Source organism: Variovorax sp. YR750 (assembly GCF_900109805.1).
GTDB lineage: Bacteria > Pseudomonadota > Gammaproteobacteria > Burkholderiales > Burkholderiaceae_C > Variovorax > Variovorax gossypii.
This window is the reverse complement of record NZ_FOBJ01000015.1, coordinates 100,266-120,558: the sequence shown is the minus strand read 5'-3', so window position 1 is coordinate 120,558 and position 20,293 is coordinate 100,266. Positions and strand designations below refer to the sequence as shown.

The following is a 20,293-nucleotide window of genomic DNA, read 5'->3' as shown; positions in this document are numbered from 1 at the left end:
AACGGGAGGGCTCGCACTCTCCCGGCGTCTTTCCTATGACTCCCTTGATCTCGATGACAGGCGTGTCGAAGGCCTACGGCAACACCGTCGCCCTCGACAACGTCTCGCTGGAACTCTTGCCCGGTCAGGTGCATGGCCTGATGGGCGAAAACGGAGCGGGTAAATCCACTCTGATGAAGATCCTCGCCGGGGTGGTTCACCCCGACGCAGGAGCTGTGCTGAAAAACGGGACCCCCGTCCAACTGCGCAATCCGCGCGAGGCGCTGGAGTGCGGCATTTCCACCGTGTTCCAGGAGCTTTCGCTGCTCCCGAATCTCTCCATTGCCGAGAACATGTTCTTGGGCAAGGAGCCGGTTTCCGCAGTGCGCGGGCTGGACCGCCGCGCCATGGAACAGCGCACCGCGGCGGCGCTTGGCGAGTTGGGCCTGCGTCTTTCCCCCTCGACGCTGGTCTCGCGCCTCACGGTCGCCGAACAGCAGTTCGTCGAGATCGCACGCGGCATCAGCGCCAACGCGGATGTCGTGATCCTTGACGAGCCCACCGCCGCTTTGAATGCGGCGGACGTCGGCGTTCTCAAGCGGCATATCGCACGCCTGAAGGCCGATGGCAAGGCGATCGTCTACATCTCCCATCGGATGGAGGAGATCTTCGAGATCTGTGATGCCGTCACGGTGCTGAAGGACGGACGCAAGGTCGGCTCGCGCAGCATCGACGAGCTCACGCCTCAATCGCTGATCGCGATGATGGTGGGGCGGGAGATCGGCGACCTTTTCCCGCCACGCGCTGCTTCTATGGGATCGAAGCCCGTCCTGCGGCTTCAGGGGCTGCAGCTCTCGGAATCGTCGCAGCCTATCGACTTGACGCTCCATGCGGGCGAGATCGTCGCGCTGGCCGGCCTGGAGGGCCAAGGGCAACGTGAGATCGTGCGTTCCATCATCGGGCGCCATCAGCCGCAAACCGGCGAGATGACGATCCGTGGCAGGCGCATTGCGCTGCCGGTCGGCGAGGTCGGCGGCGTGCGAAAGCTTCAGGCTCTGGGTGTCGCCTTCGTTCCCGAGGATCGGAAGGACGAGGGCCTGTTCCTGGGCCTGTCGGTCGACCACAACCTGGCGATCGGGCTGCAGGCGGCTCGTGCGGCGTTCAAGCCGCAGGGCAACTTCCGCGACAAGGTCGAGGAGATCGTGCGTCGCATGGCCATCAAGGCGCGAACCATCGCCATGCCCGTGGGCGCGCTTTCCGGCGGCAACCAGCAAAAGGCCCTGTTGGGGCGGTACCTGCTGCTCGGTGCCGAGATCCTTCTGATCGAGGAGCCCACGCGCGGCGTGGACGTCGGCGCGAAGCTCGAAATCTATCGGCTGCTGCGCGAATTCGTGGAGCGCGGCGGTGCCGTGCTGGTGCTCTCGCGCGAGACCGTCGAGCTGATCGGTATCTCCGACCGCATGTACGTGATCCACGGGCAGCGGGTCGTGCGAGAGATGAGAGGTGCGGACGCCACCGAGCACGACATCGTGGATGCCGCCATGACAACTCAGCGATCTACCACCAAGTCCCCGAAGGAGCCCGCATATGCATAACGCCCAATACCTGCGGTCGCTGCTCACGGGTCAGAACTCGCGCCAGGGCCTCTGGATCCTGCCGCTGCTGATGGCGCTTGCGCTGTCCGTCTGGATCGCGACGCGTCAGCCGACCTTCATCGACAGCCAGAACCTGCTCAACCTCGTGGCGCAGGCCGTCCCGCTCCTGGTCGCGGCCCTTGGCCAACTGGTCGTCGTGCTGATCGGTGGCCTTGACCTGTCGGTCGGCGCGGTGATCAGCCTGACCACTGCCATCCTGGCCAGCGGCGCGCCGGCGTATGTGGTCATTCCTGGCCTCTTCCTGGCGGCAGCGGTGATCGGACTGGTCAACGGCCTGACGATCGCCCGGCTCAACGTCCATCCGATCATCGCCACCCTTTCCACGGCCAGTGTCGTGCAGGGCGTGACCTTGCTCATCCGCCCGGTGGCGGGCGGGGAGATTCCGGCTGTCGTGACGCAAATGGTGGGCGGCAGCGTGCTGGGCGTGCCCATGCCGGTGGTGTGGACCGTTGGCGCGGTCGCCCTGGGCTGGAAGCTGGTGCATGCCTCGCGTTTCGGGTTGCATCTGTTCGCCGTCGGCGGCGGAGCGGCCGTGGCGAGTTCGTATGGCATCCGGGTCGAGCGGATCACGATTTCCGCGTACGTCCTGTCGGCCCTGTTCGCCGCCGCCGCCGGCATGGTGGTGGCGGGACGGGTCGCCTCGGGCGATCCCAACATCGGGGCGCTGTTCGCGATCGAGTCGATCACCGCAGTCGCGCTCGGTGGAGTGCAGCTGGCCGGCGGCATTGGCAGCGTGATCGGGGCCTTCACTGGCGCGGCGTTCCTTGCCCTTTTGAACAACGGCATGAACCTGGAAAACATCTCGGCGTTCATCCAGACCGTCATCAAGGGCCTCATCCTGCTAGCGGTCGTCGCCATGCAGCCGCGCAAGACCATCGGACTCTGACCATGACATCCATTTCTCCTTCCGCCGTGCTTGGTCGTGTCACGAAGTGGCCGCCGGCGTACTTCGTGTTCGTGGCACTGCTCATCGCTTTGTGGGCCACGCGGCCCCAGCTGATGAACATCAACATCATGGGCACATTCATCCGGCAGGTTGCGCCGCTGGGCATCGTGGTGCTCGGCCAGCTTCTGGTCATGAACGCGCGCTCCATCGACCTTTCCGCTGGCGGCGTCATCCTCGTGGTGAACTACATCCTGTCGTCCGGTAGCCTGGGCGACGCAGGCATTCCAACCATGGTCGCCGCGGCCTTGGCCACGGGCATTGCAGTTGGGCTGTTCAACGGCCTGATGATCGGAAAACGGCGCCTGTCCGCAGTGGTCGTGACACTGGCCGTCAATGTCGCGCTGATGGGCATCGTCGAGTACCTGGCCAACGGCAAGCCGCCGGGCAACGTGCCCGACGTGATTCGCGAACTGTATGAGACGCGCCCGGTGGGCATTCCAGCGCCCATCCTGTTCTGGGCCGCGCTGGCGGTGCTGATGTCCGCGGTGCTCTCGCGGCTGGTGTTCGGTCGCTGGATCGCCTCCATCGGAGAGAACCCTACCGCTGCTCACTACTCTGGCGTGCCGGTACAGCGCTCGGTGGTTATGGCGCACGTCATCGCCGGCATCCTGGCTTCCGTGGCTGGCCTCGTGCAGACCGCCTCCATCGCCGTCGGCAGCATCCGCTTCGGCCCAGAGCTGGTCATGAATTCCATCGCCGCGACGATTCTGGGCGGTGTGATCTTCGGCAAGGGCACCGGAGGGGTTCTCGGCCCCTTCGTTGGCGTCCTGTGCTTTTCCCTGTTGTTCGTGCTGATGACGGTGCTGGGTGTCCGCGAGGACGGCAAGTTGGTCGCTCAAGGGCTGATCATCATGCTCGCGGCCATCGTCTACGGCATCCGAACGAGCAAATCCTGATTCCATCGCAAGGAGAGATCTATGACGACGACGAACGACATCGTCGAGGGCGGCAAGCCGTTCCTGTTCGAAGGCAACGAAGTCGGTGTGCTGCTGTCGCACGGCTTCACCGGGACCACCTCGGGCATGTGGCCACTGGGTGAGTACCTGCACCGCGAGGAGGGCTGGACCATCCTGGCGCCACGGCTCAAGGGGCATGGCGAAACACCGGAAGCCATGTCCCGCACAAGCGCGGAAGACTGGATCCGCTCCCTCGAGGAAGGACTGCAGACGCTGCAATCTCATTGCAAGCACGTGTTCATGGCGGGCCTGTCCATGGGCGGATGCCTGACCATGTACCTGGCAGCCAAGTACCCGGATACCTTCAGGGCAGTTGCCCCCATCAACGCCTGCCTGGACTTCGGCGCCCCGGACTTTGCTGCCTGGGCTTTCGAAGCCGACGCTCCCCTGACGATCAAGGGTGTCGGCAACGACGTGAAGGATCCCGACGTCAAGGAGCTCGCCTATCCCGAGGTCCCTGTGCGATGCATTCGGGAGATCTACGGCCTGATGGCGGTCACGCGCGACATGCTGCCGCGTGTGACCGCGCCGACCCTGGTGCTCGTATCGCCCGAGGATCATGTCGTCCCGCCCGCGAACTCCTACGAGATCCTGCAGAAGGTCAAGTCCACCAACCGCGAAATGGTGCTGCTGAAGAACTCGTATCACGTGGCGACGATCGACTTCGACAAGCACATCATCAACGAGTCGGTGCGCCGATTCTTCAAACAGGCGCTGCAAGGTTGATGCGACACATCCTTGCTCTCGATCAGGGGACGACGAGTTCCCGGGCGATCGTCTTCGATGAGACCGGCAACCCCGTGGCGGTTGCCCAAAAGGAGTTCACCCAGATCTTCCCGCAGCCCGGCTGGGTCGAGCACGACCCGCGGGAGATCTGGGCGACGCAGCACGCCGTCGCGCTGGAAGCCCTGCACCGCTTGAAGGAGTTGCGCGGTGCGACGTCTACCCATGGCCTCGTTTCCGCCTTGGCGATCACCAACCAGAGGGAAACCATCGTCGTTTGGGATCGCAAGACCGGCCAGCCGATCGCGAACGCGATCGTGTGGCAGGACCACCGAACCACGGTGCAGTGCGATGACCTGGTCGCGCGCGGATTCGAGGAGCACATCAGGACCAAGACGGGGCTCCTGCTCGACGCCTATTTCTCCGCGACCAAGATCCGCTGGATCCTCGACTCCGTGCCCGGGGCACAGGCGCGTGCCGAAGCCGGGGAGCTCGCCTGCGGGACGATCGACAGCTGGCTGGTGTGGAACCTGAGCGACGGTGCCGCGCACATCACCGACGTCAGCAATGCGTCGCGCACCATGCTGTTCAACATCCAAAGCCTCGACTGGGACCAGGAGCTGCTGACGCTCTTTCGCATCCCGCGCTCGATGCTGCCGCGGGTTGTCAAGTCGAGCGGCATCGTGGCGGAGACCGCCTCGTTCGTGCTCGGCGTGCCGATTCCCATTGCCGGGATTGCGGGAGACCAGCAGGCCGCCACGTTCGGCCAGGCGTGCTTTGAGCCGGGGATGGCGAAGAACACCTATGGAACAGGCTGCTTCATGTTGATGAACACCGGGGCGACGCCGGTGACGAGCCAGAACCGACTGCTCACGACGATCGGCTGGCTTGGAAATGCGAAGGACGCGGCCCCCACGTACTGCCTGGAAGGCGCCGTCTTCATGGCTGGGGCCACCGTGCAATGGCTGCGAGACGGCCTGCAGATCATCCAGGCGTCTGCAGAGGTCGAATCCCTGGCCGCGCAGGTGAACGACTCCGGTGACGTCTACCTCGTACCCGCATTTTCGGGGCTGGGCGCACCTTACTGGGATGGACATGCGCGCGGTACGCTCGTCGGCATGAGCCGCGGCACGACCCGTGCTCACCTTGCCCGCGCGGCCCTCGAGGCGATCGCATTGCAGACCGCCGACGTGTTCGAGGCGATGTCCAACGACGCGCGCATCGCGTTGCGTGAGCTTCGCGTGGATGGCGGTGCCTCCCGCAACAACATGCTCATGCAACTGCAGGCGGACTTCCTGGGCGCGCCGGTCGTGCGCCCTCAGGTGACGGAGACCACGGCACTGGGGGCTGCTTACCTCGCTGGCCTGGCGACGGGCGTGTGGCGCAGCGTCGAGGAATTGACTTCCTTGTGGAAGGTGGACCGGCGATTCGAGCCGGAATATACCGGTGATCGCCGGGAAGAAAAGCTGCAGCGCTGGCGCAAGGCCGTCGAGCGGGCTCGCGCATGGACGGAATAGCAATGACTTTGAAGGAAACAACCCGGCGTGAAGAGCTGCTGGGGCGGCTGGCGTCTTCGACTGTCTGGGACGTGGCCATCATCGGAGGCGGAGCGACCGGCCTCGGTGTCGCGCTCGACGCCGCTTCGCGCGGCCACTCCGTCGTTCTGGTCGAGGCTCGTGACTTCGCCAAGGGCACCTCGTCGCGCGCGACCAAACTGCTGCACGGTGGCGTGCGCTACCTTGCTCAAGGCAACGTCCGGCTGGTGTATGAGGCGCTGGCAGAGCGCGCGGTGATTTTGCGCAATGCGCCGCACCTGGCGAAACGCCTGCCATTTGTCATTCCTGCCTACCGGCGTTGGGATCGCTTCTTCTACGGCCTGGGCCTGACCGCGTACGGGTTTCTCGCCGGCAGGCGCAGCCTGGGCCGAACGCAGTGGCTGAGTGCCGAAGAGACCCTGCGCGCGCTGCCCACGGTGCGCCAGGAAGGACTCGTCGGCGGCATCCGCTACTGGGATGCCCAGTTCGATGATGCGCGCCTCGCTCTGGCGCTGGCGCGGACCGCCGCACAGCAAGGCGCCGTGGTCCTGAACTACTGCGCGGTGGGTGATCTGTTGCACGAGGGCGGGCGCATCGCGGGTTTCGCATGCACGGATCAGGAAACCGGCAAGCGCTACGACGTGCGAGCGCGCTGCGTCGTCAACGCCACCGGCGTGTGGGCAGACACGATGCGCAAGGCCGATGCACCGTCTGGCGCAGATGCCTTCAAGGACCGCGTGCAGCCCAGTCGCGGCACGCACCTGGTGCTGGACTCGAAGTTCCTGCCTTCGCAGGAGGCACTGATGGTGCCGAAGACCTCCGATGGCCGGGTCCTGTTCGCCATTCCCTGGCAAGGCAAGCTTCTCGCAGGCACCACGGACGTGCCCACGCCCACGGCCGATGCCGATCCACAGGCGACCAAGGATGAGATCGGATTCATCCTCAAGGAACTCGGGCAGTTCCTGGATCCCAAGCCCACACGTGATGACGTCCTGAGCATCTGGGCAGGCCTGCGTCCGCTGGTGCGCCCCGACTCCAACGAAACGGCGACCAAGAAGATAAGCCGCGAACACGACATCCTCGTGAGCGCGACGGGGCTGGTGACAGTGACCGGCGGAAAGTGGACCACTTATCGGGTGATTGCGAGCGATACCCTCGATGCTTGCTACGAACATGGATTGCTCGACAAATCCAAAGACTGCCGCACCGAGGAACTGAGGCTCGTCGGCGCCACCGACCAGCTCCCGTCGGGAGCGTTGTTGCGGTACGGCGCAGAAGCGGGCCTTGTGCAGCAGATGCCTGGTGCTCACACAGAGCTTTGCCCGGGACTGACCGAAGCCATGGTGCGGTTCGCGGCGCGGCACGAGTTCGCACGCACGGTCGACGACGTCCTGGCGCGCCGGGTCCGACTGCTGTTCCTGGACGCACGGTTGGCCTCGCGCTGCGCGAACCGCGTGGCGGAGATCCTGCGCGAAGAAGTTTCAAGCGATCCGGCCTTGAGTGAATTCCAGAAGCTTGCGACCCAATACGCCCGCGCGGCCTAGCAGCGCACTCATCAACGGAGAAGAAATGACAAAACGGATCATGTGTTTTGGCGACTCGCTGACTTGGGGTTGGAAGCCCACCCTTGCGGGCGTTCCGGTCGAACGATATCGCAAGGAGGAGCGCTGGACGGGCGTGCTGGCTGGCAAGCTGGGCGACGGTTTTGAGATCATCGAAGAAGGGTTGAGCGGCCGCACCACGAACGTTGACGACCCGCTGGATCCGCGCCTGAACGGTGCGATGTATCTTCCTTCCGCGCTGGCATCGCACTTGCCGCTGGACTTGGTGGTTTTGATGCTGGGCACCAACGACACGAAGGCCTATTTCAATCGAACCCCATTTGAGATCGCTGCCGGCATCTCGAAGCTGGTGGGGCAAATCGCCTTCTCCATGGGGGGCGTCGGCACCGCATATCCGGCGCCGAAAGTCCTGCTGGTGGCTCCACCGCCATTGGCCGCGGAGATGCCGAGCCCATGGTTCGATGAACTGTTCAATGGCGGCCGTACCAAGACGCTCCAGATGGCGCAGCTCTATCGGAAGTTCGCGGACTTCGCCCAAATCCCGTTTTTCGACGCCGGCGCCGTGATCAATACCGAGGGGGTGGACGGGATCCATTTCTCCGTGGAGAACAACGCAGTTCTCGGTACGGCACTCGCGACGGCGATCACCTCGCAGGTCTTCTCAAGCTGAGCTACCAACCCGGCCCTTGTGCAGAAGTCCATCCGCCACGTTCGACCACTGCGGAAAAGTGACCGAACTCCAACCAAGGTCGCCACCACGACGAACTCGCCAGAGCGAAGAACCGCTGGTGGATGACGACCGCATTGCATCTTTCTTCGCTGCCCACAGAAGAGGGCACTACCAAATGTCTGAGATCCAGCGCAACGAATCCACCCGCCGCATGTCCCGCACCGTCGTGCACAACGGTGTCGTCTACCTTGCGGGTATCACTTCTGCCATTCGTGGGGGCGATATCGTCGTGCAGACGAAAAGCGTGCTCGCCACCATCGACGCATGTCTGGCCAGCGTCGGCAGCAGCAAGGAGAGAATCCTGAGCGCTCAGATCTGGCTCAAGGACCTGCGTGCAGACCTCATCAGAATGAACGATGTCTGGGACACTTGGATTCCCGCTGGTTTCGGTCCGGCACGGGCGACGTGCGAGGCCAGGTTGGCTGCGCCCGAGTTGTTGATTGAAGTCATCGTTACGGCGGCAGTGTGATGGCAAGAGCCGACGAACTGCTGCGGTCGTCGAAGAGAAGCATCAAGTTGGCGGTGAGTCGCGATGCGCCGCAGAGTCGACACACGTCCGTGCGTACAGATTCGCGGGCGCGGTGGCATGGCGCTGCGTTCGAGCATTCACTTTCACGAAATCAAGGACTTGGCGTGGCGGCCACGTCCGATGACATCGGCTACCTTGCCTACAGTGCCCCCTCCCAGTTTGATCGATGGCACTACCACGATGAGTATGAGCTCCACCTCATTGTGGAGACACATGGCAAGGCGTACATCGGGGACTCGGTCGAGAGTTTCGAGCCGGGGTTCCTGGTGCTTCTCGGACCTGGTGTGCCACACAACTTCATCTCGATCGATGTTCCTGAAGGCGGAGTGCAAGTTCGCAGCTTGGGGATTCACTTCCAGGATCACCTGTTGCACAGGGCAATCGATCTATTTCCCGAGTTGCGTGACATTTCAACGCTGCTGGCGCACGCGAAGCATGGCGTCGAGTTCCCGGGCGTCGGTCAAGCTGCGCGCGTATGGTTCGAAACAATCCAAAGCAGCACGGGTTTGACCCGCTTTGCAGCATTGGCGGAGTTGCTGATGTACCTCGCCCGGCGGCCGGAATATCGCCGGCTCTCGCCGGTTTCATGGAATGACATGTCGGTCCTGCGTACAAGTCCAATCCATCCAATTGACCGAGCGCTCCAACACATTCAAGTGAACTACTCGGACAGGTTGTACCTGTCGGATATGAGCAGGCTGGTGAACATGAGCGAGTACGCGTTTTCTCGCTCGTTCCGACGCGCGACCGGATGGAATCTATCTGATTTCATCGCTCGAATCAGAGTGGCCGAAGCCAGTCGGTTGTTGCGCCAGACATCCAAGCTGGTTTCGGATATTTGCTACGAGGTCGGCTTCAACAACATCTCGCACTTCAACCGCCAGTTTCGGCAACTGAAGGGCATGACGCCAACAGAGTACAGAAGAGATGAGGCGTTTACAGCGGGGGCCAGCATCAGTCCTCGCCCGGCCAAGGATTGAAACCACCACCTCATGAAGGGCAACGGACATGAGCCTGCTGTGGACGTTTGGTCGATGGCAGCGACGACGTATTCGACTTGATCCTGAAGGCCTGAGATGAAGAAGACCGATGTTCTTGTGACGGTGATCGAAATGGCACGCGCGGGGGTAGGCTTTACGCCCGCGGACGCGCTTGCCTGCATTTCCGATCTGATAGGCCAGGAGGATGTAGAGAGCGTGCTCTACGACAGCAATGTGGAGAGATTGCTGCGCCTGGGGGCCTGCGTTTGGGCCTTGAGGCATGGGATCTTTGCGTCGACCTCCGCCGTACTCGTTTCTCAGGAACAACTGAAGTAGGAGGCGGCGCCCCAGCAGGACAACAAGGACCTCAAGCAGTTTTGCGCGGCTTGGGTGTCTCCATCCTCCTCTGTATGAGGTTCTCTCTCACCCGTACCCCACCATGTTGCAAGAAGCCCGGATGCTGCGCATTCGCAGCCTGTTGTTCATACGTCCACACCTGAGTGTGGATCGGATTGCGCAAGATCTTTCCGTCTCGCGCGAAACGGTACGGCGCGACGTCCTGGAACTCGAGGCGCAGGGCGTCCTTCGTCGAGTGCATGGCGGTGTCGTCGCCATCGCACCCCAAACTGAGCCTTCACCGGCCGTCGGTCAAACGATCCGCGCCAAGGAAAAACGCAGCATCGCGCGTGCGGCGGCGGGGCTTCTCGAGCCTGGACAAACGGTGTTCATGGATTCCGGAAGCACGACCACCGCTGTGGCCGAAGAACTGGCATCCATGGCAGGCCTCACCATCGTCACCAACGGCCTCAACATAGGGCTCAAGCTCGCGACCCCTTTCTCCGAGTTGGAGGAAAGGAATCACCTGGTGCTATTGGGAGGCAAGGTCAGCGCAACGTCGGCCTGCACCTATGGCGAGACAACGGTCGCGGAGATCCATCGGTTCCGCGCGGACGTGGCATTGCTCTCGCCCGTTGGCGTCAGTCGAGAGGCTGGAGCAACCAGTTTCGAGCACCACGAAGCCGCCATCGCGCGTGCCATGGTAGAGCGGTCCAAGCGCCGGATAGTGCTGGCCGACCACAGCAAGATCGGCCAGACCAGCCGGGTCGTGTACGCGCCAATGGCTGACATCGGCATCTTGATCACCGACTCGGCATCCTGCGACCTTCCGGCATTTGACGATCTCTGTCAGGCCAACTGCGAACTCCTGGTTGTGTGAAAGCCTGAGCATCGTCCCCCAAACGGGTTGATCCCTCGCCTGGCGTAGCCACGCTGTACTGCCCGCCTGTCGATGCTTGTCTTGTGCACACATCTGCGCTGGCTCCTGTTCTCTGCGCATCCGGGGAGTCCTGTGCGTGTCGTTGTTGAGGCCAGGTGGATTGGGTAGCCGTCGCGTTGGTTGGCATTGAACGGCATTCCCCGCAGGCAGGACCTGGTCGCGCGCCCTCACTCGGTGCGGCTGCACCAGATTCGCCGCAGTGCATGCACAAAATGTGGCATTTGTTGATATCTGGATATGGCTGACTTCTTGCTCAATGCCCGCCGAGGTTGGTCGCGATTGCTGTGAGTTCCTTTGAAGGAAAAGGCCCGGAATCACTCGTAGATCGCCCCGTTTGCTGGTCTAGGTGGAAATCCTCATGTTGACTGTTTTGTGGGTTTTGTTGACTATTGGCACATCGCTTGCATAGCAATCAACTCAAGTCCGAGGACCATCTTGCAGTACCAAACCGCCCCCTTCGAATCACTCACGGCACTCGCCAGCGCGCTGCGCTCCGGCGCGCTTTCTTCAGGTGACGCAGTCGATCACAGCTTGAAAAGGGCGCACGCAACGCAGCCTGAGATCAATGCGTTCTCCGCTCTCTACGACGACGAAGCGCGAGAGGTCGCGGCACAAAGGGATGCCCAACGCGCTCGTGGCGAGTTGCTGGGGCCGCTTCATGGAGTTCCGATTGCCGTCAAGGATCTGATTCACGTCAGCGGGCAGGTCAATACCCGGGGTTCTCGGCTGTACGCCCAGACCCGCGCCACGGAAACGGCGCCGGTGGTCGAGCGTGCGCTTGCCGCCGGCGCTGTCCTGATTGGCCGCACCACGACGACGGAATTCGGCTGGAAGGCCTCCAGCACGGGTCCGCTGCACGGCATCACAAGAAATCCACGCAATCCCGCGTTGACGACGGGCGGGTCAAGCTGCGGGTCGGCAGCTGCCGTGGCAAGCGGCGCCGTGACGTTGGCCATTGGGAGTGATGGGGGCGGCTCTGTTCGCATTCCTGCGTCGTTTTGCGGCATTTACGCCTTGAAGGGGTCGCTCGGGCGAGTGCCGGCCTGGCCATGGAGTGCGACGGAAATGCTGTCGCATGTGGGGCCAATGACCGCCAACGCTTTGGATAGCGCGTTTGCGTTCGACGTCCTCAGTGGAAAACACTGGCGCGACCCCCAGTCGCTACCGCGTGACACGGTGAGCTACAGCGCACTCGCGGATCAGCCCCTTCCGGCCGGCCTTCGTGTCGCGTATGCGCCGACGCTCTTTGGCACCGAAGTCGACCCACGTGTGAGCTCCGTTGTCCAAGCCGCAGTGGAACGCATCGGCAAGACTCTGGGCCTTCAGATTCTTGAGCAAAAGCCGAAGTGGTCGGACCCGTTTCAAACGTTCGAAGATCTCTGGGCGGTCGGTCGCGGGGTTGTATACGGCGGCGCGGTGCAGGGACGGTTGGACGAACTCGATCCCGGATTTGCGCGCCTTGTGCGAAGTGCCCAAGGGGATAGTGCAGAGCGTTATCTGAAGGCCCTCGAGTCCAGGGCCGCCTTCAATCAAGAAGTCGCGCGCAGCTTTGAGGCCGTCGACATCTGGCTGATGCCAACCACCCCGGTTCTGCCATTTGCGGCAGAGGCGGACGGCCCCTCCGACTGGAACCCGACCAGCAGCCCGGTTGCGTGGGGTCGGTGGACTCCATTTACCTATCCTTTCAACCTGACTGGGCAACCTGCAGCGTCCTTGCCATGCGGTGTCACGGCTGAAGGCACGCCAGTCGGTTTGCAGATCGTGAGCGCGAGACACCGTGACGACCTCGCGCTCCAGTTTTCGGTCGCCGCGGAACGCGCATTGCGCAGCGACTGATTTTTCGCCCCCCAACCACCTCGAAACCACACCAAGGAAGCAGCATGAAGTACACGCGCCGGCAACTCTTTCGCGATTCAACACTGATGGCACTCGCGGCGGCTTCCGCCCGGCCTGACTTCAATTTCTTGATCGGCTCAGCGTTCGCGCAGAACAACTCTGCGCTGACGATCCTGTCGGCCGAGAACCTCACGGGCAACTGGGATCCTTCGTCGCACACCACGCTCGCGCAGATGAATCTGGAAGGGTATGTGTTCGGATATCTGACCCGGGCCCCCATGCGGTTGGACAACCCGGATCAACTGCAAATGGAGCTGGCGAAGGAAATCAAGATCGTCGACAGTGGAACCATCGCGTTCAAGATCCGCGACGACGTCAAGTTCCATGACGGCACGCCGCTCACTGCTGACGACTTCAAGGCCACATTCGAGTACGCGTCGCAACCGTCCCGCCCTGCGCAGTGGTATCCCGGCCAGTGCAAGGTCAACGTGCTGTCCAAGCACGCATTCGAGGTGAAGACGGGCGACTTCGGCTATCCCGCGGCCCTTTTCTACTTCCTGTCGTCCTTCCTGCCCGTGATGTCGGCCAAGGACATCAAGAGCGGCGACATGGTCAAGCGCCCGAACGGAACTGGCCCCTTCCGCTTCGTCGCTCAAAAGGGAAATAACACCGTCCTGGAGGCAAATCCAAACTTCTTCGCCGGAAAGCCCAAGATTCAGACGCTCAACTACAGCTTCGTCGGAGACGCGACGACCCGTACCCTGGCCTTGATGAGCGGGCAAGCTCACTTGATCGAGAGACTCGAAGCGGAACAGGTCGCCAGCATCGAAAAGGACCCGCGCTTCAAGGTCAACAAGGCCGTTTCCGTTGAAAACAAGTACCTGTGGTTCCGCTGCTCCAAGGCGCCCTTCAACGACGTCCGCATTCGCCAAGCTGTCTGCCATGCCATCGACCGCAAGCAGATTCTCGAAGTTCTTGGCATCTCCGGGGCTCAATCGAACGCGCACATCTCGCCGGTCAAGTTTGGCTACACCGATGTCGCGGAGTACCCTGAATACGATCCCGCCAAGTGCCAGCAACTGCTCGCCGCGGCAGGCTTCCCAAAGGGCAAGGGCCTGCCGCCACTCGAGTACATCACCTCGGTCGGCTTCTATCCCAAGACGAAGGAGTATGGCGAGCTGATCACGTCCATGCTGCAGGAACAGGGATTCCAGGTCTCGCTGAACGTGATGGAAATTGCAGCGTGGAACGAGCGCCTGTACGACCGACCGGGTGGCGGTCCCGGACACATGATCGACTGCGGGTGGAGCACTGGTTCGCCCGAGCCTGATCTCGTGCTTCGTACGCACTTCCACTCTTCGTCCAAGCGCATCTGCGGCATTGTGGACAAGGAACTGGACGCCACGCTCGACAAGGAACGAAATGCGGCCACACCCGCAGAGCGCAAGAAGATTCTCCAGAAGGAGACCCTTCCGATGCTTGCGCGCAAGGTTCCCGCGTACTCACTCTTCACGTCGGTGTTCATTCACGCAATGGTCAAGGACCTGGAGGGGCTGTACGTCTATCCGAATGGAATGATCGACTTGTCCAAGGCCTCGCGCGCGGGCAAGTAAACGACGCCGCACCAGTTCAAAGCACCGACATGTACTACCTAGGCTTCCTTGTGCGACGCCTGCTGCAAGGCGCGTTGATCGTCCTGCTGGTCGCAATGCTGATCTTCACGCTGATGCGTGTGGTTCCTGGAGATCCCGTCCGTCTCATGGTTGGCGGGATGGCGCCGGACAGCGTCGTGCAGGAAGCCAGTGAGCGCCTTGGCCTGAATGCCCCGATACCTGTGCAATTCGGACGCTACATCGTCCGTCTGGCGCATGGTGATATGGGCGAATCGTTCGTCAGGCCCGTGAACGGCTCTGCCGTCGGAGGCTCGACTTACGACGACCCGTCTCGGGCCGAGCGTGCCGCAGTGCTTGATCTGGTCGCGCAGACTCTTCCGATGACCTTGCAGCTGGCATCGGTCGCATTCCTCTTCGCGTTGCTGATCGGTGTCCCGCTCGGCATTGCTGGAGGGCTACATCCGGGGCGCTGGCCTGACAAACTCGCCTTCTATTCGGGATCTTTGTTCGTCTCCATGCCGAACTTCTGGCTCGGAATCGTGTTGACGATCGTGCTGTCGGTCAAACTTGGATGGATTCCATCCATCGGCTATCAAGGGTTTGCCTACACGATCCTTCCTGCGATCGTCCTGGCCATCGAGATGGCGCCGTTCATTATCAGGACGCTGACCGTTTCGATGGCGCAGGTGATGAGCGAGCCTTTCATCGACGCCGGCACCGTGCGCGGCATCAACCGCACCCAGATGATCTGGCGGCACGCGCTTCGCAACGCAAGCGTGCCGCTTCTCAACGTGTTCGGGATTCAACTGTCCGGATTACTGGGTGGGGTGCTCATCGTCGAGTTCATCTTCGACTACCCGGGACTGGGCCTTCTGACCGTGAACGCTGTGTTGCAGCGGGATTTCCCGTTGATTCAGGGTATCGCGGTCATCACCTCTTCCATTTTCGTATTGATCAACATCATCGTGGACCTTGCCGCCGCTGCGATCGATCCACGCCTGGAAACCGTATGAGCAAGACCATGACAGCTGACTTCGGCAGACCACTTGGCCCGAGCGCGCCAGTCCCCGAGGTCGTGCGCTATAGCTCGGTGCCTCGCCGCATCCTCAATCGCGCGTGGGCTTCCTGGGAGTTCCGCATTGGGGTCGTTGTCTTCATCTGCGTACTGGCGCTGACCGTGCTCTACCCCTTGCTGTCGAATATCGATCCCGGCAAGGCCGCGGTCTCGATGCGCTTCAAACCACCGATACCGTTCGAAGGATCGACCTGGGCGCATCCACTCGGTACCGATCAGCTCGGTCGTGACACGTTGGTTCGAAGTCTGATCGGTCTGCGCTACTCGCTCATGATCGGCATTGGAACGGTGGTTCTCATGTTCGTGATGGGCTGCGCCCTTGGCTTGATCGCAGGGTTCAAGGGCGGGCGTCTTGGTTCCATCATCATGCGACTGGCGGATGCCCAGTTGTCTATCCCGATGATCATCCTTGCGATCACCGTGCTTGGCGTATCCCGCCCGACGATTCCGGCGATCGTGCTTGTGCTGGCGCTGTCAGGATGGCCACTCTATGCCCGCGTGGCACGCAGCGCCGCGCTGGCTGAATCGAAGCGCGAGGCAGTAAGAGGTGCGCGGATTCTGGGCGCCTCCGACTGGCGAATCATGCTGCTCATGATCGCGCCGGCGGTCCTGCCTCCCATCGCCTTCGTTTCGGTCCTGGACATCGCGCGCATGATGATTTTCGAGGCAACCCTTGGATTCCTTGGATTGGGTGTGCAGCCACCGACGCCGAGTTTCGGCAACATCATCGCGGACGGGCGCAAATACCTCATCAATGCCTGGTGGATTGCAACGATGCCCGGGGCCTTTCTTCTGGTTTCCCTGACCAGCATCAACCTGATCGGCTCGGCACTCGAGCGTGCACGCAACGCCGTACTCAAAGGAAACTAGCATGACTACCGCACCGCTGCTTGAAGTCAGGGGTTTGTGCGTGGCAGCACGATCCAATTCGACACGGCATAGCGCGTTGGCCGAGACCCCCATCCTGGAGGGGATCAACCTGCGCGTGGAAGCCAACCAGGTCCTGGGCATCATCGGAGAGAGCGGCGCCGGCAAAACCGTGCTCGCGCGTGCTCTTGTCGGGTGGCTTCCGCCATCCCTTCATGTTCGGGCGGGCAAGGTCCTCTACAAAGGTGCCGACATGGCCGTTGGCACGATCGACCCGCTTGCTGCCCTGCGAGGCAGCGAAATCGGCTATATCGGGGCCGACCCGACGCGTGCGCTCGACCCAACGCTGCCGATCGGCTCCCAGATCGCGGAAAAGCTTCGCGCGGTTCGTCCAGGGATGAGCGCGGCCGAGGCACGTGAAAAGGTACTGTCGTTGCTCGCCTCGGTGCGAATCCCGGCACCGGCCAAGCGCTACAACGAGTATCCGTTCCAGTTTTCGGGCGGAATGATGCAGCGCGTCATGATTGCCGATGCACTGATAGCCGAGCCGTCGCTGCTGATCGCGGACAACATCACGCAGCCACTGGATGTCACGGTCGGCGCCCAGATCCTGAGGCTCTTGCGAGAGCTGGTGGACAGCTATGGCACGAGCGTTGTTTTCGTCTCGGCCTCCTTGCCGGTGTGCTCGCAAGTCGCCGACAGCCTCGTCGTTTTGCAGTCGGGCCGTGTCATCGAGCAGGGAAAGCCCGAACGGATCGCGACGGACCCGGTCGAGCCGTACACGCGCGAGCTTCTGAAGAAGATCCCGGAAATCTGGACGACAGGGGCAAGCGAGATCGCGCGATCCACGCCCGCGGTCAATCTCGGTGACCCCATCCTCAAAGTGCAGAACGTGAGCAAGCTCTATCGTGTGCGCGACCGTACTGCATTCAATCGCGTACATGAAGTTCAGGCCGTTCGCAACATCACCTTCTCGGTATCGCGCGGCGAAAGCATCGGTATCGTTGGCGAGTCGGGCTGTGGAAAATCAACCCTGACGAGATTGCTGACGCTGTTGGAGCGGCCCGACACGGGAACCATCGAGTTCGATGGGCACGATCTGGGTGCTCTGAGTGCGCCTGAACTGCGCGCATTGCGGACTCAGTTTCAACTGCTTCTTCAGGATCCGTACAACGCTCTGCCATCCGGGCGCACCATCGGAGAAATCATCGCCGAGCCACTTGCGATTCACAAGATCGCTCACGGCAATGACGCTCGCGGGCGCGTCCTCTCGGTGATGAACGAGGTTGGGCTCGCCGCGTCCCTGATTGACGCTCTCCCAGTTGCGATGTCGGCCGGCCAACGCCAGCGCATCAACATCGCGCGTGCGTTGATTCTTCAGCCCAAACTCATGGTGCTCGACGAGACGCTGTCCTCACTGGACCAGGTCGAGCAGTCGAAACTGATTGCGCTTTTCGAGCGATTGCACCAGCAGCACGGACTGACCTACATCTACATCTCTCACGACTTGGCGATGGTGCGCCGAGTGTGCACGCGCGTCGCCGTGATGTACCTGGGCGAGATCGTCGAACTGTCACCCAACGAAGCGCTGTTCCGCAACCCTGGGCACCCTTACTCGAAAGCGCTGCTGTCCGCCATTCCCACGCTGGAAACGCACCCCTTCGATGCTGGGCAATGCCTGCTTGATGGTGAGCCGCCAAGTCCCATCGACCTGCCAGTCGGCTGCAGTTTCGCAAACCGGTGTCCGTCGGCCCAGGAGCGCTGCCGAGAATCTGCTCCGAAGGCGTTCTGGCGTGGCGAGCAAGCATTCTCCCAGTGCTTTCTGGCCGAAAGCGCAAATCTTGAGATGGCACAATGAAGAGGTCACTGCCACCAACGGTCGGGGCTGGACGCTCGTTCATGACCCGCACGATCGCATCTCTTGGAAAGCATTTCCTTCGATATGTCCTTGCCTCATCGTCAAGCGGAGATTGTCTCGAAACTGAAGCAAGAAGGTCGCGTGACGGTAACCGACTTGGTGGAGGAGCTTCAGGTCTCGGACGAGACGGTGCGCCGCGATCTAAAGGAATTGGAAGCGCTCGGGCTGGTGCGCCGCATCCATGGCGGTGCCATCACGCCGAAGTCCGATCAAGAGGAACCCCTTCTCGCGCGCGAGAGGTTCAACATGCGCGAGAAGGCGCGAATCGGGCAACTGGCGAGTCGAATGGTCTCCGACGGAATGTCGGTGTTCCTCGACACGGGCACGACCACACTGGCGCTAGCCAGAAGGCTGACGGCTCAGAATTTGAGGGTAACAACCAACTCGCTGGACATCGCATTGGCATTGCGCGACAAGGGCGCACAGGTCGAGGTGACGCCTGGCACGCTGCGCGCGAACGACAACGCGCTGATCGGTATCGAGACCCTCGAATACACGAGACGCCACTACTACGACGTCGCCTTCATGGGCATTGCCGCGTGCACGCTTGCACAAGGCTGGACGGATTACGCCCAAGAAGAATCGGCATTGCGTCGAATCCTGCTGGGGCAAGCAAGGCAGTCTGTGCTTGTGGTCGATCACAGCAAGTTCGGTCGCCAAGCTTATGTGCGGACGTTCTCGCTTTCCGACGTCAATTGCGTCATCTGCGACAAGCGACCGCCTCGAGCGTTGCAGGAGGCTTTTGATGCCGGCAACGTACGAGTGGTGTTCGAGTGACACGCATGCTTTCCCACCCGGTCTGCCCCCCTTCGGTCACGAGTACCTCGCGGTTGATCAACTCTTCGAATTGTTGAGGCGATTCGGGACGTTTGGATCTCTGGAGGGTGGCGGGATTTCTCGCCTGGCGGCGAGCGACGCTGATGGTGCCGCCCGGCGCGAGTTTGCACAGCAGTTGGAAAGGGCTGGCGCCGAGGTGGGCGTGGACGCCGTCGGCAATGTGCATGGACGCTTTGCGCTAGCTGGCGCAGACGCTCCTTGGATCTTGTGCGGCTCGCACCTCGATAGCCAGCCGCGCGCTGGTGAGCTTGACGGAACCTATGGGGTGTTGGCCGGCCTTTGCGCGGCCCAAGCGCTCATGCGAGCACGTGAGGCCGGCGTGACGTTCTCATCCAATCTGTGTCTGGTCAACTGGTGCAACGAGGAAGGTGCCCGATTCCAGCCCAGCATGCTGGGCAGCGCGGTGTATGCGGGGAAACTGTCGCCGGAGATCGCGCTCTCCAGAAAAGATGCACACGGCATTGAGCTCGGCGACGCGCTCGGGCGAATCGGATTTCTCGGAGGTGCCCCCATCCCCGTCAACCCCCGTGCCTACATAGAGCTTCACATCGAGCAAGGGCCGATGCTTGAGGCTGCGGGATTGCATCTCGGTGTCGTGCGAAGAAACTGGGGTGCTGTCAAACAGAAGTTGGTGTTTGTTGGCGCGCAGGCCCACACAGGCCCCACCCCCATGGCCGAGCGACGCGATGCGCTACTTGCTGCATCGCGTGTCATCGTGAAGTTACGCCAACTGGCTGAAGAGCTTGGAACCACGGATTCCCCGCTGCACACGTCCGTGGGGCGGATACACGTGGAGCCGAATTCGCCAAACACCGTGGCAGCGCGAGCAGAGATCGATATCGAGTTGCGCAGCGCAGACCCCGCAGTTCTTGAGCGTGCTCGCGCATGCCTGCACGACATCGCTACGAGCGCTGCGCAACGGGACATGGTGAGATTCGAGTGCGCTTCCACGGAGCACCGGCCGGCCAAAGCCTTGTCTGCCAAGGCTCAGCGCTGGATTGACGCAAGTGCGAGTCGACTTGGCGTTGCGTTGATGGCAATGGACACGATCTCCGGCCATGACGCATTGAATCTGATCGACCTCTGCGAGGTCGGCTTGATCTTCGTCCCCAGCGCAGGGGGCATCACTCACCATCCGGACGAAAGCACACCGCCGGCGGACCTAGCGCTTGGACTACGAGCATTGACCGACGTTCTTTGGTCGGCTTGCACTGAACCTCTCGCATCTGGAGAGCCAAATTGAAATCACCAGATTCACCAGTCCCGAGTTCGAAGG

General features: G+C 61.9%; 18 protein-coding genes. All 18 read left to right on the top strand.

Annotated features, from left to right (window positions below; translation table 11 throughout):
• Window positions 1-35: 35 nt before the first annotated feature.
• The 18 genes from BMY35_RS27430 to BMY35_RS27345 all read left to right on the top strand — a co-directional run bounded on the left by BMY35_RS27430 (window position 36) and on the right by BMY35_RS27345 (window position 20,260).
• A complete protein-coding gene (locus tag BMY35_RS27430; RefSeq protein ID WP_093206177.1) occupies window positions 36-1,574 on the top strand; it encodes a sugar ABC transporter ATP-binding protein in 1,539 nt (512 codons plus the stop codon).
• Window positions 1,567-2,520, top strand: coding sequence for an ABC transporter permease (locus BMY35_RS27425; protein WP_093206176.1), 954 nt, complete (start codon window positions 1,567-1,569; stop codon window positions 2,518-2,520). Before BMY35_RS27430 ends, BMY35_RS27425 begins: the two co-directional genes overlap by 8 nt.
• A 2-nt stretch (window positions 2,521-2,522) precedes the next feature.
• Window positions 2,523-3,476, top strand: coding sequence for an ABC transporter permease (locus tag BMY35_RS27420; RefSeq protein WP_093206175.1), 954 nt, complete (start codon window positions 2,523-2,525; stop codon window positions 3,474-3,476).
• Between the two features lie 21 nt (window positions 3,477-3,497).
• Window positions 3,498-4,262 (top strand): alpha/beta hydrolase, encoded by a 765-nt coding sequence (locus BMY35_RS27415; protein WP_093206174.1) that lies wholly within the window; start codon window positions 3,498-3,500, stop codon window positions 4,260-4,262.
• Window positions 4,262-5,776 carry a glycerol kinase GlpK gene (glpK, locus tag BMY35_RS27410; protein WP_093206173.1) on the top strand — a complete coding sequence of 505 codons (1,515 nt, stop codon included), beginning with the start codon at window positions 4,262-4,264 and terminating at the stop codon, window positions 5,774-5,776. The genes BMY35_RS27415 and glpK overlap by 1 nt, the downstream gene beginning before the upstream one ends.
• Before the next feature lie 2 nt (window positions 5,777-5,778).
• Window positions 5,779-7,338, top strand: a complete 1,560-nt coding sequence (locus BMY35_RS27405; RefSeq protein ID WP_093206172.1) for a glycerol-3-phosphate dehydrogenase/oxidase — start codon at window positions 5,779-5,781, stop codon at window positions 7,336-7,338.
• 25 nt (window positions 7,339-7,363) lie between these two features.
• Window positions 7,364-8,026 carry an SGNH/GDSL hydrolase family protein gene (locus tag BMY35_RS27400; protein WP_093206171.1) on the top strand — a complete coding sequence of 221 codons (663 nt, stop codon included), beginning with the start codon at window positions 7,364-7,366 and terminating at the stop codon, window positions 8,024-8,026.
• A 175-nt stretch (window positions 8,027-8,201) separates the two neighbouring features.
• Window positions 8,202-8,555 carry a RidA family protein gene (locus BMY35_RS27395; RefSeq protein WP_093206170.1) on the top strand — a complete coding sequence of 118 codons (354 nt, stop codon included), beginning with the start codon at window positions 8,202-8,204 and terminating at the stop codon, window positions 8,553-8,555.
• Window positions 8,555-9,595 (top strand): AraC family transcriptional regulator, encoded by a 1,041-nt coding sequence (locus BMY35_RS27390; RefSeq protein WP_093206169.1) that lies wholly within the window; start codon window positions 8,555-8,557, stop codon window positions 9,593-9,595. The genes BMY35_RS27395 and BMY35_RS27390 overlap by 1 nt, the downstream gene beginning before the upstream one ends.
• Window positions 9,596-9,691: 96 nt before the next feature.
• Entirely contained in the window at window positions 9,692-9,931 is a 240-nt protein-coding gene (locus tag BMY35_RS27385; protein WP_093206168.1) for a hypothetical protein, read from the top strand.
• Window positions 9,932-10,034: 103 nt separating this feature from the next.
• Entirely contained in the window at window positions 10,035-10,811 is a 777-nt protein-coding gene (locus BMY35_RS27380) for a DeoR/GlpR family DNA-binding transcription regulator (RefSeq protein ID WP_093206167.1), read from the top strand.
• 495 nt (window positions 10,812-11,306) lie between these two features.
• Window positions 11,307-12,707: an amidase gene (locus BMY35_RS27375; protein WP_177213713.1), complete on the top strand. Its 1,401-nt coding sequence runs from the start codon at window positions 11,307-11,309 to the stop codon at window positions 12,705-12,707.
• A 44-nt stretch (window positions 12,708-12,751) separates the two neighbouring features.
• The gene (locus BMY35_RS27370; protein WP_093206165.1) at window positions 12,752-14,320 is read left to right on the top strand and encodes an ABC transporter substrate-binding protein; all 1,569 of its coding nucleotides are present in this window, start codon (window positions 12,752-12,754) and stop codon (window positions 14,318-14,320) included.
• 29 nt (window positions 14,321-14,349) lie between these two features.
• Entirely contained in the window at window positions 14,350-15,333 is a 984-nt protein-coding gene (locus BMY35_RS27365) for an ABC transporter permease (RefSeq protein ID WP_093206164.1), read from the top strand.
• Window positions 15,330-16,265, top strand: a complete 936-nt coding sequence (locus tag BMY35_RS27360; protein WP_218153015.1) for an ABC transporter permease — start codon at window positions 15,330-15,332, stop codon at window positions 16,263-16,265. The genes BMY35_RS27365 and BMY35_RS27360 overlap by 4 nt, the downstream gene beginning before the upstream one ends.
• Window position 16,266: 1 nt before the next feature.
• Window positions 16,267-18,120 carry a dipeptide ABC transporter ATP-binding protein gene (locus tag BMY35_RS27355; RefSeq protein WP_093206163.1) on the top strand — a complete coding sequence of 618 codons (1,854 nt, stop codon included), beginning with the start codon at window positions 16,267-16,269 and terminating at the stop codon, window positions 18,118-18,120.
• 63 nt (window positions 18,121-18,183) lie between these two features.
• On the top strand, window positions 18,184-18,957 hold the full coding sequence (locus tag BMY35_RS27350; protein ID WP_218153014.1) for a DeoR/GlpR family DNA-binding transcription regulator: 774 nt from the start codon (window positions 18,184-18,186) through the stop codon (window positions 18,955-18,957).
• Window positions 18,926-20,260 (top strand): Zn-dependent hydrolase, encoded by a 1,335-nt coding sequence (locus tag BMY35_RS27345; RefSeq protein WP_177213712.1) that lies wholly within the window; start codon window positions 18,926-18,928, stop codon window positions 20,258-20,260. The genes BMY35_RS27350 and BMY35_RS27345 overlap by 32 nt, the downstream gene beginning before the upstream one ends.
• The last annotated feature ends 33 nt before the right edge of the window (window positions 20,261-20,293 follow it).